The sequence below is a fragment of the Gordonia sp. JH63 genome (genome assembly GCF_009856645.1).
Classification (GTDB): Bacteria; Actinomycetota; Actinomycetes; order Mycobacteriales; family Mycobacteriaceae; genus Gordonia; species Gordonia hongkongensis.
Genome location: NZ_CP047235.1, coordinates 2,790,862 through 2,807,840 on the forward strand (window position 1 = coordinate 2,790,862; position 16,979 = coordinate 2,807,840).

The following is a 16,979-nucleotide window of genomic DNA, read 5'->3' on the forward strand; positions in this document are numbered from 1 at the left end:
CTGCCCCCTCCGGACAGAGCGGCTCACGCTAACACCGTCCGGCGATGCCCACCACTCCTTTTTCTTCCGCGGGTTCGCGCTACCGGAGCCCCAACGCGGCGCCCTGCGCGAGCACCTCACGACGCGACGTCATCCCCAGCTTCGCCAGGACCGCGGACACGTGATGGTCCGCGGTTTTCGACGAGATGTACAGCCGCTTGGCGATCTCCGAATTCGATAGTCCCTCCGCCACCAGGCGGGCGACCTCGAGTTGCCTGTTCGTCAGGCCACCGGGGTTCACGCGTGTCGTGGGCCGAGGGCGCTGCGGGACGGTGGCGCAACCCCGTTCGCGCATCAACGCACGCGCACGATCGGCGGTACCCGCGGCGCCGAGTCCGTCGAGCATCGTCACACCACGGGCTGGTTCGTCGGAATCCAACCAGCACATCGCCGATGCGAACGGATCACCCGCGTCTGACCACCAGCGCGCGGCATCGGCGTGCCGACCGTCGAGCGACAATCGGTACGACGCCGCGATCGGCCCGGTCTGCGTCGACAACCCGAGCCTCGCACGCCAGACGGCGAGACTCCCTGAGCCCCACTCTGTTCCGTCATCGTCGAGGGTATGCGCCGCGGTGACCCGGGCGTCCTCGGTCCCGGTCATCCAACTGATCTCCGCCAGGGCGGTCAGGACCGCGAGCCGTCGGAGGGGTTCATCGATCTGGTTGGCGAGGGTCCAGGCGTTCTCGATCTCGTCGATGTCGAACGACGCGCCGCATCGGAGCGGCACCAGCACGGTGACCAGGAGCGGCCACAGCGTGGCGATCGGCATCCCGTCGGCGTCGATGACCGCCCCGGCGTCCTCGAGGGCTCCGTTCCAGTGTCCGCGGGTCAGATGCAGGCGACTCCGCACCGCGGTCTGCCAGTGGCGACAGATCTGGATGTCGCGCTCCACCGTGAACGGGAGACCCGCGTCGAGGATCCGGTCGGCAGCCCGGTACCTTCCCTGTTCGACATCGAGACTGGCCACCTGTGAATAGACGGTTGATGCGAGTTCGTCGAAGCCGAGGGTGCGGGCGGTTTCCATGTGATCGAGAAGTCTTCTGCGAGAGTCGACTTCGCCGGTGGACAGCGCAGCCGAGTCCGAGACGACCTTGTTCCACAGCCGCAGTTCCTCGTCGGATGCCGACGCGGTGTCGGCCAGCAGGGACGCCGTTCCCGACACGTCGCCCCGCATGAACGCGAGAAACGCGCGGTGGATCTGCGCCTCGCTGTACACCGCCGACGCCCCCGTCCCGTTGGCGATCTCCGCGGCACGACCCAGGTGCGATTCCGCGCTCTGCCGATGCGCGCTGTAGTACTCGTAGACCCCGACGGCCACATGTGCCGTGGCCAACCCGGTGTCGTCACCCAGTTCGGTCCACAACGGGAAGGTCTCGTTCACACTGGCTATCGCATCGCGCAGTCGGCTGACCATGTACTGCTCGTTGGCCAGCGCCAACAACAGTTCGGCACGCTCGCGAGCCGGAGCATTGACTTGGTGCTGCTTGGCGATCTCGTAGTACGCGACGGCCTCGGTGTGCGCTCCGCCGCGGATGGCGTCCTCGGCTGCGGCGCAGGCATGACGGACGGCGCGGTCGAAGTCCCGGGCGGCGACGGCGTGGTGGGTCAACACCGACGGGTGCACGGTGACCAGCTGCTCGAGTGCGTCCAGGAGCTGCGCGTGCAGATGGGCCACCCCACCCGGCGGAATCGTGGATTCGATTGCCCGACGGGCCAATTCGTGTCGGAAAAGAGTGCCGTCGGGCCCCCATTCCAGAAGTCCCGTGTCGGCGAGACGCTGCAGAGTGGGGTAACCGATCCGCAGGACCGGCAGCGCGGTGTCCGACACCCGTTCCGGCGACGCCGCAATCAGTTGAAGGGCTTCGAAATCGGCCGCGCTGACCTTGGTCGTCCGCGCCAGGACCGCATCGCGCACCGACGACGGGATCGGCAGGTCGGGTTCGCGGGAGACCTCGGTCGCGAAGTAGGGGTTACCTCCGGTCGCGGCATGGACCCGCACGGGATCGAGACCCGTACCCTCGACCAATTCCGCGATCGCCTCGACACTGAGCGGCGGCAGCTCTATCCGGCACACGCCCTCGGCGAGCAGGGCACGCGCTGCCGCCTGGGGCTCGAGCTCTCGATGCGTCAGGAGCAGAACGAGCGGCATCGACTCGATGCGTCGACACAGGAACCTCAGCACATCGGTCGACGCGGCGTCGACCCAGTGCAGATCCTCGACCACGAGAAGCGTCGGTTCAGCCCCCAGATGAGCGAAGGCGGCTTCGCACACGTCGGCGAGCATCATCGGTTGCACACCGATGCCCAGGTCTTTGACGGGACCCAGTGGACGTGGTGTGTCGAGTGGATCGCAGGCCACCCGCAGCACACGCACGTCCCGGGCGGTCGCACACACCTGCGCGATCAGCGTTGTCTTGCCTGCACCGCTCTCGCCGGCGATGGAGAATGCCGAACCCACCGGCAACCGGTCAAATGCCGCGCTGATCTGCGACAACTGCTCGGTTCTCTCCAACAATCGCACCGTCCGAGTGTAGGCCGCCCGTCGCTCGAATAGGTGGGTCTACCCATTCATGGGAAGGACGTTCGGCGAAAGATGGGAGGTCCTCACCGATGCCGTCCGTATGCCCGGTGACCGACTGTTGTGGTGCGCCGGTACCGACAACGGTCACCGACGGCCAGTCGTCCCACCACACAGAAATGGACAATCCGATGACGACATCTCTCTCACCAGACCTGGTATCGCTGCGGGAGAAGCAGCAGAAGGTCTGGAGCAGCGGCGATTACAACCGTATCGCCGCGCTGACCGTGCCGGTCAATGAAGCGACCGTGGTCGCGGCATCGGTCATCCCCGGCGAACGCGTCCTCGACGTCGCGACCGGCACCGGCCACTCCGCGCTCGCCGCTGCCCGCCAGGGTGGCGACGTCACCGCGATCGACTACGTGCCGGCACTACTCGACATCGCCCGGGGTCGGGCAGCCGCAGAACATCTCGACGTCGACTTCGTGGAAGCCCCGGCCGAGGTCCTGCCGTTCGGCAACGCCGCGTTCGACACCGGTATCTCGTCGATCGGCATCATGTTCGCCGCCGATCACGAGCAGGCCGCGCGCGAACTGACCCGAGTCGTCCGCCCGGCCGGAAAGATCGTGGTCACGAGTTGGACCGCAGACGGTTTCGTCGGTGGAATGCTCGCCGCGGTCGGCCGCCACGTGACGCCGCCGCCGGGCGCGCGTCCCGCCACCCGGTGGGGCGATCAGCAGTACGTCGCATCGCTGTTCGGCGATCGTGTGCACTCGGTCGATTCGCACACCGCCGTGCTGACCGTTCGGTTCGTCGACGCGGCCGCTTTCGCGGACCTGTTCCTCGGCTACTACGGTCCGACGTTCTCCGCGGCGTCGAAGCTCGACGAGGGCGGCAAGCACGCACTGCGTGCCGATCTGATCTCCCTCGCCGAGTCTCGGCAGCAACCGGTCCCCGGCGGGATCTCCATCGACTGGGAGTACCGCGTCGTCGAGGCGGTGCGGTCATGAGCGCGCCCCGGAGTCGTGGCAAGGTCATCGCTCGCCTCGGCGCGACACTGTCGATCGCCGCGGCCATCGGCGTCGCCGCGCCGCTTGCGACGACGGCTTCGGCAGCACCCGCGCGCACACCGGGCGCGACGCTGACGATCGTCGACCAGAACATCACCGGCGCCGGCAAGAACCGCATCATCATCCAGGGCCTGTATCCGATGACACGAGCGGACGCGGTCGGATTCGTCACCCACATCAACGATCGGGGTTGCGGTGGAATGCACTACATCGTGCTGGGCGACGACGGCCGGGAGCAGTACCTCTACGACCGCAACTTCCCGGGCACCTCGGTCGGGACCGAAGGGTTCCTCCGGGCTTCCGACCGCGGGCTCGAGTATCTCCGGGAGTTCGTCGTTCCGAGCTCGGTTCTCAACGAGGACCGGGACGGTGCCGACGAGGTGTTCACCCGGGTCCGATTCACCGACGGCGACTGCCGGGCACGGGTCCAGACCACCAACGTGGTCGTCGGGCGGTTCTGACCCGACCCGCCGGCCCGACACCCGCCCACCCGGCCTGTGCCGGGTGGGCGGGTGTCGGATCAATTCAGCTCGGCAGCGTCCACGTCGATGTCGATACGCATGGCGGCCACCAGTTCTCGGTAGAGCTCATCGGTGGCGAGCAGGCTCCGATGGTTGCCGACCGCCCGCACCCGACCGGCTTCGAGGACGACGATCTGGTCGGCGTCCATGATCGTCGAGAGCCGATGCGCGATGGTGACGACGGCTCCGCGAGTGGCCTGTCGACGGATGCCCTCGGCCACAGCCGCCTCGGTCAACCCGTCGAGTTGCGCGGTCACCTCGTCGAGCAGGAGGAGTTCTGGGTCGACCACCAGCGCGCGGGCGAGCGCGATGCGTTGCCGTTCCCCGCCCGACAGCGTTGACGTGGTCACGTCGGTGAGTAGGCCGTCGGGCATGGAATGGACACGCTCATCCATCCGTACGGCCGACAGGGCACGCCACACCTCGTCGTCTGTCGCCTCGGGCGCCGCGTAGACGAGGTTGTCGCGGACCGTTCCGGGGACCAGAGGGGTGTCCTGCTCCACGTAGGCGATGCGTGCTCGCAGGTCGTGGAGTGTCCACTGGTCGAGCGCCCGGCCGTCGAGCACGATCTCGCCGCGATCCGGTCGTAGGAACTTCAGGAAGAGGGAGAAGATGGTCGTCTTCCCGGCACCCGACGGTCCGACGATGGCAGTGTGTCCGCGGCGCGGGATCGTCAGGTCAATGCCGTTGAGCGCAGCGGGGGAGTCTGGTGCGTATCGGTACACCACGTCGCGCAGTTCGAGTGCGGACGCGGTCCGGTCGACCCGATCCGACGTGCGATTCGCCACCACCTCGTCGTCGGATTCGATTCGCAGGTCGGAGATCTCGGCAATCCGCGCAGCCGCGGCCAATCCCGACTGTAAGGCCGTGACACTCTGGGTGAGCAGCGAGACAGGCATCATCAGTTGGAATCCGTAGAGCAGGAATGCGATCAGAGTACTGACGGCCATCGAACCGTCGGCGACGCGCCAGGCCCCGAACGCCAGGACGACCATCACCGCCAGATTGATCCCGGACCCGGTGATCGTCCAGGCCCATGCTTCGATACGCACGGCCCGGATTCCCTTGCTCGCCGACCGGTGCGCGAACTCTCCGATCCGGTCGGATTCCCGCGCCTCGGCCCGACTCGCCTTGACGGTGCGAATCGATCGAAGGATCCCCTCCAATCGGCCACCCAGGAAACCGATCTCGGCCTGCGCGTCCTGCTGCGCTTTCGCCAACCCCGGCATCAGTACGGCGGCGGCGATCCCGACCATGACCACGACGACCATCGTGGTCGCGAACAGCGGGAGGTCCAGAAACGCCATCAGTACCAGCGCGCCGACCATACCGACGAAACCGTTGACACCGTTGACAATGCTCGACGTCGTCGCTTCGCGGATCAGCAGGGTGTCGGACGTGACGCGCGCGACCATCTCGCCGCTCGACCTACGGGCGAGCTCGGGGACCTCGACGCGGAGCAGGTGTCCGATGAGTCCGGTGCGGGTGGCGAGGATGATGCGTTCGGCCAGGGTCCCCAGCATGATCGTCTGGATCAGACCGATCACCGACCCGGCGACGAGCAACACGGCCAACACGGTGATCGGCGCCGCCAGAGATTCCGACACGGCAAGACCGTCGAGCACCCACTTCGTGACCAGCGGGGTCGCGAGTTCGGCAGCGGTGCCGAGCAACCCGAGGACGACGCCCACGGCAAGGACGCCCCGGTAGGGGCGTATGTAGTCCCAGAGGATCACGAGTTTGGCGCGCATGGGCATATCCGGGGTCTGCCCGGGATCGGCCGCGGTTGTCGAAGTCGTCATGGTGTGAGCCCTCCCGAGCGGAACATGCAAGCTCTACAATGACACATTGATGTCCCATTTTCAATCAAGTGTGTTGCAGAGACCCGAGTGTGGTGGATAGTCTCGGCCAGGTGAACGATGCGCCGGAACCGGCTGCCGTCTCGGGCGTGCGCCTGCGCACCCGACAGGCCATAGTGTCAGCCGCCATCGCGGCGTGGGCAACTGATTTCTCGACGTCCCTGGGCGACATCGCCGACCGGGCGGACGTCAGCCGCAGCACCTTGCACCGCCACTTCCCCGACCGTCAGTCTCTCGTCGATGCGGCGCTCGTCGAGGCGAGGAGCGTTCTCGAGCGGCAGGCGAGCGAAGCGGTCGACGGGTGCGAATCGGCTCGCGCAGCACTCGAATCGCTGATGCGGGTGATCATCGGCATCGACGACGTCATCGTGTTCCTGTTCGCCGACCCACACCGGTTCGACGGCCACCCGGAGTGGGCTGAGGAAGAGGACCAGATGCTTCCGGAGGTCCTTTCTCGGGCGCAGAAAGACGGTGCCATCGCCGGTGATCTCGAAACGAGATGGCTGGCCGGGGTGTTCTATTCACTCTGTTTTGTCGGTGCGGTCTCGATCGCCGGCGGGGTGATGTCGCGTCGCCGCGCCGCCGATGTCGCCGTCCGGACGTTCTTCTCCGGAGTCGGTGCCGACTGAGAAGCCGACGCACGCGTGGGCTTTGGGTCGGGGCAACACTTCTACCACCGATGAGTGTTGTATCGGGGTGGTGTCAGACCCTGCACCTACCGATCGGATGAGACATTGGGCAGCGTGAACGTACTGGCGTGCGTGGCCGCAGCGGTCGCCGCGTTCCTGGTGAGCGGTGTGTACTACGGCGTCGTGGGTGCACCCGCCGCGGCGGAAGTACACCGACCGACCTGGGCGACGCCGGTTGTCGAACTCATCCGCAACGCACTGCTCGTACTCCTCGTCGCCGGTCTGGTCGCGCAACTCGATCCGGATGCCACCGGTGCACTTCTGCTCGCCGCGGGGCTGTTCCTCATCCCGTTGGTACTGTTCGCGGGCGCGGTCTTCCACGAGGGAACGGCCCTGTCCGCGGCAGCTGTACACCTCGGGGATTGGGCCCTGAAGCTGCTCACCCTCGTCCTGATCGTGTCGCTGTGGCGGTGACGGTGGAATCGCTGTGGACCGCACAATCCCCGTTCGCTACTCCGTGAGGAGGATCGGGTGACGGTTCATCGCCTTTCGGATCACAACCGTCCTGGCACGTGAGAACTCAGGCCGGCTCCAGGGCCCGCTTGGCCTTTTCCAGAGCGGCGAGCGTACGCAGCACCGAATCGCGCTTGGCGGTCAAGTCGGAGACCTTCGCCTTGCCACTCAGGCCCGAGTCCGCCTGCGCGACTGCCAGCCGTTCCTCGATCTCGGCGAGCTGCGCCAGCAAGGACTGCGCACGGCTCATGAGCTCCTCGTGGTCGGGTCGGGAGACGTCCGCAGGGCGGGCGCTTCCGGCCCCGACGTTCTTGGCTTTGCGAGCCGTTGTGCTGCCGTCCTTGTTTGTGGTGGTGGACGCGGATCGTGTGACACCGCGCCGGCTGGACCGGACGCGCGGTGGGGGCTGTGTGCGGGTCCGATTCAGCACTGCCCAGGCGTCACGGGCCGCCACCCGGTGTTCGCGTTCTTCGTCGTCGTCCGAGGTCATTGACGCGCCCAAGGGTCGCAGACCATAGAAGCCGACGAACTCGCGGGCCGCCGCTATGGTCTGTTCTGCCGCGCGGCAGCGCCCGCACCGCGGTTCGCCGCGGAGTTCGGCGATGTCGTCGCTGGATGAGCACCACACGCAGGCGTGGGTAGTGGAGTCGGTCACGATGGCGTCGGCAGCAGCGAAATTCACGGGTGAAAACACTACGGCACAATGTTTTTCATGCTGCGACCGGGCTTCGTCCAGCAGGCTCGGGCCGGGATTGCGCTGGTTGCTCCCGCGATGGACCACGTCCCGGCCTGCCGGATAACGGGCGCATTCGGTACGCATCACGACGATGGGACGTCAGCAGACATCGCCGAGCTGTTGGAATCATTCCGACGAGCGTCCCGTTGGTGCCACCATGCGAGCAATCACTTATGACCGCTTCGGGGGTCCCGACGTCCTGGAACTGACCGACCTGCCCACGCCCAAAGTCGGACCCGACTCCGTGCTGGTGCGCGTCCGCGCCTCCAGTGTGAATCCCGTGGACTGGAAGGTTCGCGAGGGCTATCTCGCCGAGATCATGGACACCGTCTTCCCGGTGGTCCCGGGCTGGGACGTCGCGGGAGTGGTCGAGCAGGTCGGCCTGGACACACCTGAGTTCCAGGTCGGCGACGAAGTGTTCGGTTACGTCCGTAAGGACGTCGTCGGTGGGGAAGTGGCGGGCGGGACGTTCGCCGAGTTCGTCGCCGCCCCGGTGCGCACCCTGGCACACAAGCCGTCGAACTGGTCCTTCGAAGAGGCTGCGGCGCTCCCGCTGGCCGGTCTCACCGCTCTGCAGACCATCCGCCGGGCAGGAGTTCAGTCCGGAAACACCGTGCTGGTTCACGCCGCCGCGGGCGGAGTCGGAACGTTCGCCGTGCAGATCGCCCGGTCCCTGGGCGCACGCGTGATCGGGACGGCCTCGGAGTCGAACCACGACTATCTCCGCAGTCTGGGCGCCGAGCCCACGACGTATGGCGAGGGCCTCACCGACCGGGTACGGGCACTCGAGCCCCAGGGTGTCGACGTCATCCTCGACTACGTGGGCGGCGACGCACTCGACTCGGTCGAGGACGTGTTGCGCGACGGCGGCACGGTCGCCTCGATCACCGACGCGCGGGCGCGCGACGAGTTCGGCGGCCACTACGTCTGGGTGCGTCCCGACCCCGCGGATCTTGCCGAACTCGCCCGACTCGCCGACGCAGGCGATCTCACGCCGGAGATCGCGGAGGTGTTCGATCTCGCTGATGCCTCCGACGCGCACGAGCGGAGCCAGTCCGGTCACGTGCGCGGCAAGGTCGTCATACGCGTCGCGAGCTGATGACAGCACAGGTCATCTAGTCGAGGTTCGCCTCTGCACGTAGGTGCGTTCGACCCCGCTGGGCCCTCGCAGTCGGTCCCGTGTGCAGGTCGTCATCCAACACGACAGGCGGCTCGCGGTCACCGTGTGACCACCGATCAAGGCATCTCCATTGTCTGGGTGCGACGAATCTCGTCCACAGCTCGGGTCACGTACTCCATCGGGTCGACATCGGCACGTGCCGTGAGGTCGGTGATGACCACGAGGGCAGCGGCGGTGGTCTCGGCGTCCAGTAGGCCGGCGGACGGCAGCGCATCGGGGTCGGCGGTGTCGCCCACTCCCAACGCGCCGGTCAGCACGAGGGCTACCGCTGCGGGACTGACGGCGGAAGTCCACGAGGCGGCGGCACGGCTGGTGCTGGTTATCACCTCGGACACATCATCGCCGGTCAGACCATCGGGGAACACGGTCTCGAGGAGTTCGCGCAGCGTGATCGCATGCACTTCTCGCGACTCGGGGTGCAACGCGAGAAGGTCGGTCGCGGCACCGAACGCCTCGGAGTCGTGGGCGCGCGCCGCGCGGATGGCTTCCCCGGTGGTCTGGGCGACCCTGTCGGCCATCGGCGACCGTTCGGACCGTGACTCATTGTGCGGCATAGGAATTACCCTCCATGTGTGTGTTCGGCAGCGAAAGCTCACCGTCGAAACCGGTAGCGCTGGCGAGTGCTGACGGCAGCAGTCTTTTGATTTCAACGGAATTCGGGTTCGTGTGCGGACACACGGCCGGCGGACGAGGACGAACGGTGAACCAGACCGACCACAGGCATGGTAGGTCATCCTGGTCGCCGACTGTCACATCGCTCGACAGACTCCGGATGCTGTACTTCGACAAAGCCTGTCGGGTGGTTCGCCGCAACGCGCGGCCACACATCCGTTTCGTCACACGTGACGAAAGACAACATGCGGTCATGTTGACGACATAGGCAAGGAATCGGCCTAAGAGCGGCTAGCGTCGGGTTCGGCGGACAAGACGCCAAATTGTTCGTCACGCCTTCTCGCGCTGCTGGGTGGCGTCGATGCTGAATGCGCCGCCGTGGATCAGCTCACCGAGGCCACTACCGAGGCATTCCAGCAGTACCCCGACTACGCGGTGATCACCAGTTTTCCTGGCCTGGCTGACCTCTCCGGCGCTCGGGTGCTCGGCGAGATCGGCGACGACCGCGAGCGGTTCACCGACGCCCGTTCGCTGAAGGACCTACGCCGGTTCTGTGCTGATCACGCGGGCCTCCGGGCGCAGCATCTCGATTACCCGCCGCGTGGTGAAGAACAACCGACTCAACGCTGCAGGATTCCTTTGGGCGTTCGCCGCGATGGCGAAAGCCGGCGCACCCCAAGACCATTAACGCCGAGGACGCGACCGCGGCGATCGGCACGCCGCTGCGCTTCGGCACCTCTTCGACCGCTTGCTCGGGCAGCTCCACTACTGCTTGCAAACCGGTCAGCACTACGACCCGATCAAGGCGTTCGGGCCCGCTCAGGACGCGTCCTTCGAGATCGCGGCTTGACCTCTTGGTGTGATCGGAGGTCTTCTTCGGCGCGTTCAAGACCGATATCGACGCCGAACTCGCCCAGCTCGGCCCGACCGGGTACCGGCCCTTGTGGGTGCGCGACACCCTGTTCTGAGTCAGCAGCACGGCGCCTCGCCGGCCGGGTCGATGAGCGCCTCGGCCAGTGGGCGTGCGAGCTGGGTGTAGGCGTCGGCGACCGGTAGCACGGTCATCCCAGGATGCTCGGATCGCCACTGCTCGGCGGCGTCGGGAGTGGCCAGGAACATCTGCGGATTGCAGCAGGTGGCGCGGACCTGCCCGCCCCGGATCCCGGCGGGGTCGACGAAGGCCACCATCGCGGCGGCCGGTTGCAGGTCGGTGACTCCCGTGACTGGATCGACGGTCAATCGCACGGCGCTGACGGTAACCGGGCACTCGGATTCGACGTGTGCGCTCGCCCCGATCACGGCGGGGAAGACGAGCGTGTCGGGCGCACACCAGGTGTAGAGCTGATGGCCTGCGACGGTGAATCGGTGCGGGGTCGGATTCAGGGTCAATCCCCACCCGAGGACCCGGCCCTGCTCGTCGTATTCGATGTCGGCGCCGATCGGTGTCTCTTCGAGATCTCCGGCGTCGACACCGGCTGCGGCCGCCAACTCCGTGACGGTGACCGGCGCTCCGTGGGCCAGCAGCCGCAGCGCGGCCCGCAGCAGCGCCCGGTCACGGTCGGCTGGTGCGATCGTGGCGAAAACGTCGGCGGGAATGGAGTCGGTGCTCATGAGAGTCAGCCTTTCCGAGAATGCGTCGGGTGCGATGTCGATGACGGTAGGGTCTGCCCCCGGGGGCAGAGTCAAGCCCGCGTCGGGCATCGGCACGGACCTCGGTCCAGCACACATCGTCGGCGGCCCACCGCGCACGGTGGATGCTGGTGAAGTCGTCGATGCGGTCGAGGATCTGCTGGGCGTCGCTGATCCGGCGGTGCAGCCGCTGTCGCGACCGCTCCAGTAGCTCGGCCAGACGCGCGCCGACCGCTCCGTCTCCACTATCGACGGCGTCATCGGTGAGCTGGCAGATCTCGGCGATGGTGAGCCCAAGCCCGCGCAGCTCGCCGATGAACCGCACACACCACAGTGCGTCATCGGTGTACAGGCGGTAGCCGGCCGCGCTGCGCCCCAGGGTGTGGATGAGCCCGAGGTCGGTGTATTCACGCAACGCCTTCACCCTCACCCCGGTCCGCGCCGACAACACGCCGATCGTCATGTGCCCGTTCATCTCGGCCTTTCCTGGAGGAGATCGTCAGCCTGCGCAGCAGGACAGTTTCGTCACGTCGGTGGTGAAGGTCTGGGCGGTCAGTTTCAACGCTTCGGCCATGGTCAGATACGGCGCCCAGCTGTGGGCGAGCCGGTCGACGGTCATACCCGCGGTCATCGCGTATCCGGCGGCGGTGATCAGGTCTCCGGCACCCTCGGCCAGCGCGTGCACGCCCAAGATCCGGCCGGTATCGGCGTCGGCGACGATCTTGGCCAGGCCACGGGTATCGCGATTGACCAGCGCCCGCGCCACACTCGACAACGCCAGCGTCCGGCACCGGCACCGGTATCCGGCCGTCACCGCCTCGGCCTCGGTGAGCCCCACGGCGGCGATGGCGGGGCTGGTGAACGTCAGCCGCGGCACTGTGGCGTAGTCCAGGACCCGATCCGCGTCGGCGAACGCGTTGTCGGCCACCAGCGTTCCCTGCGCGGCGGCCACATACACGAACTGCGGGCCCCCGGCCACGTCCCCGGCCGCCCAGATCCGGGCATTGTCGGTGCGCTGACGGTCATCGACGATCACCGCGCCGCGCCCGTCGACACCGACCCCGACCGCCTCCAGGCCCAGCCCCGCGGTGTTCGGGCGGCGACCGGTCGCGACCAACACGTGTTCGGCCCGCAGCTCGCTGACCCCGGCCCGAGTGCGCACGCTCACCAGCTTGTGGCCGCCACCGGCCAGGACCTTCTCGACGGTGGCCGCGGTCAACACGGCGATATGCTCATCGGCGAAGACAGCCTCGATCGCGGCCGAGATTTCCGGTTCCTCGCCCGGCGCCAGCCGCCCCAGGGCCTCGATCACCGTCACCCGGGTGCCGAGGCGGGCGAACAACTGGGCTTGTTCGAGCCCGACAGTGTTGCCGCCGATCACGATCAGCGACTCCGGGAGCCGCTTCAGGTCCATGGCGGTGGTCGAGGTCAGATACCCGGCCTCGACCAGACCGTCGATCGGCGGGATCCACGGCGTCGCACCGGTCGCGATCAGGTAATGGCCAGCCTCGATCACCCGGGTCCCGCCGTCGTTCGCTCCGACCCGCAACCCCGGCGCCGCACTCGTGCCGTCGAACACTGCCGTGCCGGAGACGATCTCCCACCCGTACTCGCCCGCCAGCTCGATGTACTTGTTTGCCCGCAGCTGCGCGACCAGCGCGTCCTTACCGGCGATCAGGCCCGGAAAATCCAGCGGCACCGCAGCGGCACCCAGGCCGGGAAACCGGTCGGCGGCGGCTGCGGCGTGGCGGGCCTCCGCGGCGGCCAGCAACGTCTTCGACGGCACACACCCGACGTTCACGCAGGTGCCACCGACGGTGTCGCGCTCGATCATCACCACGGACCTGCCGTGGCCGACCGCGGCGATAGCGGCGGCGAACGCCGCCGAACCGGACCCGACGATCGCCAGATCCGGACGGGATTGTGTCGTGGCCACGCCTGCCTCCTGAGGGGTTGAGCAACCGCGTCGCCAGCCAACGGCTGCTATTCGCATTGACGAATACCTACAGGGCTCATACTATGCGCTTAAGCGAATAGTTCAAGTGGTGTGGAGGTGCCCCATGTCCCGGTCCACGACCGCCGTGCCCGGCGACGAGCTGGCGTGCACACATCTGGATACGACGGCGAAGTTCTTTCGCGCCCTGTCGGATCCGACCCGGTTGAAGCTGCTGGAATACATCCTCACCGGCGAACGCACCTCGGCCGACTGCGTCGCCCACGCCGGCATCTCCCAGCCGCGGGTGTCGGTGCACCTGTCGTGTCTGGCCGATTGCGGATACATCGTCGCGCGCCGCGACGGCAAGAAGCTGCGGTACACGGTCGGAGACCCGCGCGTGGCCGAACTGGTGCTGCTCGCCCGGTTGCTCGCGGCCGACAACGCCGCCGCCCTGACGTGCTGCACCCGCATCGACGAGGTACCGGACGGTGACCGGACATGAACGCCCTCGACAGCCCTCACGTCTCGGCAGCCGCTCACCGTCGGCGGGTTCACCGCGGCTGGGACTGGGTGTCAAGCTCGCCGAGGTCGATGCCGAGCTCGCCGAACTCACCGCGGTCCGGCGACACCCTGGCCGCCGCGCTGGCGGCCGGACGCGAAGACCTGCTCGAGCGCAGCGAATCCCCCTGCTGCCCTGTCCCATCGACACCGAACCCAGCGCCAGGCAGCGGTGGCTCGGCGAGCTGCGGGGGAGGCCGTTGTGGCTGCTGCGACCTAGACACGCCGCTGGCGGGCTTGCATCGGGACCGCGGCACTGCTGCCTGGGCTGTTGCGCGGTGGTGCCCCGCTGCTGATCGCGGCCGTAGCACTGAGCAGCGGCACGCTGCTGGTGAGCCTGTCATGGCTCCAACCGCTCGGATTCGCCCATCGGACTCGGGCTCCTCGGACTGATCTGGTCCCGCCAATGACTCGCGCCCGCGGCTGCGATGAGGGCTGCGCAGCCACACCTTCCGGCGACGCGGGCACTCCGGCCCGCACCACCGCCGCGACCTGGCTCAGGCCGTCACCGAGTTTGGCGCCTGCGAGGCCACCACGGTGATCAGCACCGTAGCCATCAACGGCGCCATCGCCGGTGCTCACCGCGCGCCGAGACCCGCTGCCCGGTCCCGGCGCGCGGTACACCTGGGGTGAGCCACGCCAGCGTCAGTGGGATGACGATCAACACGAGGAACGCTTCCAGGAACGGTCCGGCCTCCACGAACTCGGCCAGATCCGACGTAGAGCCGCAGCTGGTGGCAGGGACACCGCTCCGCCGCGCCAGCTGGGTAATACGCATCATCACCACCCCGCGACCCTGAACCTTCGACTCGACTCGAAGGTCAGACCGGCCGTGACGGTTGCCCCCGAGGGCGGTGTGGCCCCGGCGGCCGGTCCCGTGTCCGCGACGAATCAACCTGGTCTGATCGCCGCGCTACTCAGCGGCGGCCCGTGGTGCGCGAGTGTTGGGTGGGCGAAACCTGAGGGCGGGCAGCCACCAGTTCCAGCCGCCGAGCAGGCGCATGAGGGCGGGGACGAGGACGAGGCGGATGAGGACGGCGTCGATGGCGACGGCGACGGCAAGGGCGAGTCCGAGTTGTTTGAGTTCGAGGATGTCGGCGGTGAGGAAGCTTGCGAAGATGGCGATCATGATCGCGGCGGCCGCGGTGATGGGGCGTGCGGTGTGGGTGAGCCCGGCCGCGACGGCGCGCTGGTTGTCGCCGCTGGCGTCCCAGTATTCGCGGATGCGACGAATCAGGAACACCTCGTAGTCCATCGAGAGCCCGAACAGTAGCGCGAACACCACGGTGGGTAGGTAGACCTGCACGAATCCGGGGCTGGTGAAGTCGAGGACGTTCTCGCCCAGACCCCACTGGAACACCGCGACGGTGATACCGAGGGCGGCGCCGGTGGCGAGCAGGTTCATCGCGATGGCCTTGAGGGGTAAGGCGATACTGCGGAAAGCGGCGATGAGGAAGACCAGCGAGGCGGTCAGCACCAGGGCTACGACCAGCGGAAGTTTGGTGGTCATTTCGTCGGAGAGATCGACGAATTCGGCGGTGCTGCCGCCGATGCGGATCTCGGCTCCGGCTGCGCCGGCGGCTGTGTTGCGCAGGTCGCGGACGAGGTCGGTGGCGGCCATCGAGTCGAAGGTGACCGAGGGGATCGCCATCGCGAGCATTCGACCGTCATTGAGCTGGGCGGGCAGGACGGTGTCGATGCGGGCGTCGCCGTCGATCTCGGTCAGGAATCGGTTGACCCGTGCTTCGGCGTCTGCGGTGAGTGGGGTGTCGCTGGGGCCGGTGGCGATGATCTCGACCGGGGAGAGTGCTCCGGGCGGGAAGTTGGTGTTCAATGCGGTGCTGGCGCGTCCGGTCGGGGTGTCGTCGAGGGCGGTGGTGCCCATGTCGAGGCCGTAGCGGATCCCGAATACCGGCAGCGCGGCGAGGACCAGCACCGCTGCGGCCGCGGTGCCGAAGAGGACGGGTCGGCGCATGACGAGATACGCCCAGCGCGCCCAGCGGCCACCGAGAACGCCGGGAGCGTCGGTGGCGCTGTCGGCAGGGCGCCAGCGGGCCGGGAGACTACCGCGGTTGACAGCCGGGCCCAAGGCGGCGAGCAGGGCGGGTAGCAGGGTGACGGCGACGGTGAGCATACTGGTGACGGCGGTGGCGACGCCGATGGCGATGCCACGGAAGATCGGTGCCTGGATGATGATCAACGCGCACAGCGAGATCATCACCACCAAGCCCGAGACCAGAATCGTTTTGCCTGCTGTGGCGAGGGAGCGACCGACGGCGCCGCTGATCGCGGCATGGTCTGGCCCGGTGTGGTGGGTGAGTTCTTCGCGGAAGCGGCTGACGATGAACATCGCGTAGTCGATACCGACGCCGAGGCCCACCATGGTGGCCATGGCCACGGTCAGCGAATCGAACGCGGTCACAGCAGTGAGGGTGAACAACACTCCGACCGCGGTCAGCATCCCGGCGATGGCCACTGCGATCGGGACCGCCGCTGCGGCCAGGGCGCCGAGGGCGAGGACGAGCAGGACCAGCGCGACCGGGATGCCGATTGCCTCGGCGCGGGCCAGGTCGGCGTTCTGCAGTTCGGTGGCCGCGTTCTGTACCGCCGAGTACCCGGTGACCCCTACGTCGATGGAATCGTCGCCGGTGGTGGCGATGGCGTCTTGCAGGTCGCGCGCGACTTTCGCGCGTTCGGCCATGTCGCCGTCCATGCCGGCGAGCGCGATCGCGACGTGACCGTCGGCCGAGATCTGGGATCCGGGCAGCCCGTCGTAGGGGCCGACGACGTCGACCACGCCCTCGACCGCGGTGGCGGCGGTGATCGTGCGAGCCACCGCTGCACGGAACTCGGCGTCGGTGGCGGTGACCGCGCCAGACTGCAGCACGATGACCGCCTGTTCCGTACCGAACTGCGGGAAGTGCCGGGCAACCAGGCGATCCACCTCGGTGGACTCCGAGCCCTCGACACCGAAATCCATCGCACCGAGCCGGTTCTCGAGCAGCGGGTAGGCCACCGCGCACACCACCAGCAGCAGTCCCCAGACCGCCAGGACCGCACGTCTGCGCCGGGCCATCAGAACGCCCCACCGATATAGCACTCCGGGCGAGCCCGGCGGCGATGGTTGCTGAGGCGAGTTCTCGACGACGGCGGACTTCTGCTGGTTCACGCGTCCT

Annotated in this window: 15 protein-coding genes and 1 pseudogene; 7 read left to right on the top strand and 9 right to left on the bottom strand. The window is 67.6% G+C overall.

The genetic code is table 11. The features are described 5' to 3' along the window. Positions 1–79 precede the first annotated feature (79 nt). Positions 80–2,563: a LuxR family transcriptional regulator gene (locus GR168_RS12530; RefSeq protein WP_238994891.1), complete on the bottom strand. Its 2,484-nt coding sequence runs from the start codon at positions 2,561–2,563 to the stop codon at positions 80–82. Between the two features lie 188 nt (positions 2,564–2,751). On the opposite strand from GR168_RS12530, the gene GR168_RS12535 reads away from it, so the two are divergent. Further along, positions 2,752–3,570, top strand: a complete 819-nt coding sequence (locus GR168_RS12535; RefSeq protein WP_159370883.1) for a methyltransferase domain-containing protein — start codon at positions 2,752–2,754, stop codon at positions 3,568–3,570. After that, positions 3,567–4,091: a hypothetical protein gene (locus GR168_RS12540; protein WP_159370884.1), complete on the top strand. Its 525-nt coding sequence runs from the start codon at positions 3,567–3,569 to the stop codon at positions 4,089–4,091. Before GR168_RS12535 ends, GR168_RS12540 begins: the two co-directional genes overlap by 4 nt. Positions 4,092–4,150: 59 nt before the next feature. On the opposite strand, the gene GR168_RS12545 is transcribed toward GR168_RS12540, so the two are convergent. Continuing rightward, positions 4,151–5,953 carry an ABC transporter ATP-binding protein gene (locus tag GR168_RS12545; protein WP_159370885.1) on the bottom strand — a complete coding sequence of 601 codons (1,803 nt, stop codon included), beginning with the start codon at positions 5,951–5,953 and terminating at the stop codon, positions 4,151–4,153. A gap of 110 nt (positions 5,954–6,063) precedes the next feature. Between GR168_RS12545 and GR168_RS12550 the strand changes: the two genes are divergently transcribed. After that, a complete protein-coding gene (locus GR168_RS12550; RefSeq protein WP_058250550.1) occupies positions 6,064–6,639 on the top strand; it encodes a TetR/AcrR family transcriptional regulator in 576 nt (191 codons plus the stop codon). A 114-nt stretch (positions 6,640–6,753) separates the two neighbouring features. After that, entirely contained in the window at positions 6,754–7,113 is a 360-nt protein-coding gene (locus tag GR168_RS12555; protein ID WP_223258902.1) for a hypothetical protein, read from the top strand. A gap of 106 nt (positions 7,114–7,219) precedes the next feature. Here GR168_RS12555 and GR168_RS12560 read toward each other — a convergent pair whose 3' ends face one another. After that, entirely contained in the window at positions 7,220–7,807 is a 588-nt protein-coding gene (locus GR168_RS12560) for a hypothetical protein (RefSeq protein WP_175401093.1), read from the bottom strand. A 238-nt stretch (positions 7,808–8,045) separates the two neighbouring features. Here GR168_RS12560 and GR168_RS12565 point away from each other — a divergent pair, with 238 nt between their 5' ends. Further along, positions 8,046–8,987: an NADP-dependent oxidoreductase gene (locus GR168_RS12565; protein ID WP_065629966.1), complete on the top strand. Its 942-nt coding sequence runs from the start codon at positions 8,046–8,048 to the stop codon at positions 8,985–8,987. Positions 8,988–9,124: 137 nt separating this feature from the next. Here GR168_RS12565 and GR168_RS12570 read toward each other — a convergent pair whose 3' ends face one another. After that, a complete protein-coding gene (locus GR168_RS12570) occupies positions 9,125–9,586 on the bottom strand; it encodes a hypothetical protein (protein WP_238994892.1) in 462 nt (153 codons plus the stop codon). Between the two features lie 430 nt (positions 9,587–10,016). Here GR168_RS12570 and GR168_RS23935 point away from each other — a divergent pair. Further along, a pseudogene (locus GR168_RS23935) lies at positions 10,017–10,530 on the top strand (transposase); the annotation flags it as partial. 119 nt (positions 10,531–10,649) lie between these two features. Here GR168_RS23935 and merB read toward each other — a convergent pair. From merB to merA, 3 genes are read right to left on the bottom strand one after another with little or no spacing between them, the layout of a single operon-like run. Continuing rightward, positions 10,650–11,291 carry an organomercurial lyase MerB gene (gene merB, locus GR168_RS12575; RefSeq protein WP_005179592.1) on the bottom strand — a complete coding sequence of 214 codons (642 nt, stop codon included), beginning with the start codon at positions 11,289–11,291 and terminating at the stop codon, positions 10,650–10,652. After that, entirely contained in the window at positions 11,233–11,784 is a 552-nt protein-coding gene (locus GR168_RS12580) for a MerR family transcriptional regulator (protein WP_005179589.1), read from the bottom strand. Before GR168_RS12580 ends, merB begins: the two co-directional genes overlap by 59 nt. 24 nt (positions 11,785–11,808) lie before the next feature. Further along, complete coding sequence (merA, locus tag GR168_RS12585) at positions 11,809–13,245, bottom strand: mercury(II) reductase (RefSeq protein ID WP_007240196.1); 1,437 nt, start codon at positions 13,243–13,245, stop codon at positions 11,809–11,811. Positions 13,246–13,369: 124 nt separating this feature from the next. Between merA and GR168_RS12590 the strand changes: the two genes are divergently transcribed. Continuing rightward, a complete protein-coding gene (locus GR168_RS12590; RefSeq protein ID WP_159370887.1) occupies positions 13,370–13,747 on the top strand; it encodes a metalloregulator ArsR/SmtB family transcription factor in 378 nt (125 codons plus the stop codon). A gap of 612 nt (positions 13,748–14,359) precedes the next feature. Here GR168_RS12590 and GR168_RS12595 read toward each other — a convergent pair. Together GR168_RS12595 and GR168_RS12600 are read right to left on the bottom strand one after the other, a co-directional pair. Beyond that, on the bottom strand, positions 14,360–14,584 hold the full coding sequence (locus GR168_RS12595; protein WP_223374213.1) for a hypothetical protein: 225 nt from the start codon (positions 14,582–14,584) through the stop codon (positions 14,360–14,362). 132 nt (positions 14,585–14,716) lie between these two features. Beyond that, positions 14,717–16,972, bottom strand: coding sequence for an MMPL family transporter (locus tag GR168_RS12600; protein WP_039994351.1), 2,256 nt, complete (start codon positions 16,970–16,972; stop codon positions 14,717–14,719). Between the last annotated feature and the right edge of the window lie 7 nt (positions 16,973–16,979).

What these genes read in the sequence shown, in the direction of transcription:
- GR168_RS12590 (WP_159370887.1), top strand. Translation starts at nt 13,370, where the DNA reads ATGTCCCGGTCCACGACCGCCGTGCCCGGCGACGAGCTGGCGTGCACA.
- GR168_RS12595 (WP_223374213.1), bottom strand. Translation starts at nt 14,584, where the DNA reads ATGATGCGTATTACCCAGCTGGCGCGGCGGAGCGGTGTCCCTGCCACC.
- GR168_RS12570 (WP_238994892.1), bottom strand. Translation starts at nt 9,586, where the DNA reads ATGGCCGACAGGGTCGCCCAGACCACCGGGGAAGCCATCCGCGCGGCG.
- GR168_RS12540 (WP_159370884.1), top strand. Translation starts at nt 3,567, where the DNA reads ATGAGCGCGCCCCGGAGTCGTGGCAAGGTCATCGCTCGCCTCGGCGCG.
- GR168_RS12535 (WP_159370883.1), top strand. Translation starts at nt 2,752, where the DNA reads ATGACGACATCTCTCTCACCAGACCTGGTATCGCTGCGGGAGAAGCAG.
- GR168_RS12580 (WP_005179589.1), bottom strand. Translation starts at nt 11,784, where the DNA reads ATGAACGGGCACATGACGATCGGCGTGTTGTCGGCGCGGACCGGGGTG.
- GR168_RS12565 (WP_065629966.1), top strand. Translation starts at nt 8,046, where the DNA reads ATGCGAGCAATCACTTATGACCGCTTCGGGGGTCCCGACGTCCTGGAA.
- merB (WP_005179592.1), bottom strand. Translation starts at nt 11,291, where the DNA reads ATGAGCACCGACTCCATTCCCGCCGACGTTTTCGCCACGATCGCACCA.
- GR168_RS12545 (WP_159370885.1), bottom strand. Translation starts at nt 5,953, where the DNA reads ATGACGACTTCGACAACCGCGGCCGATCCCGGGCAGACCCCGGATATG.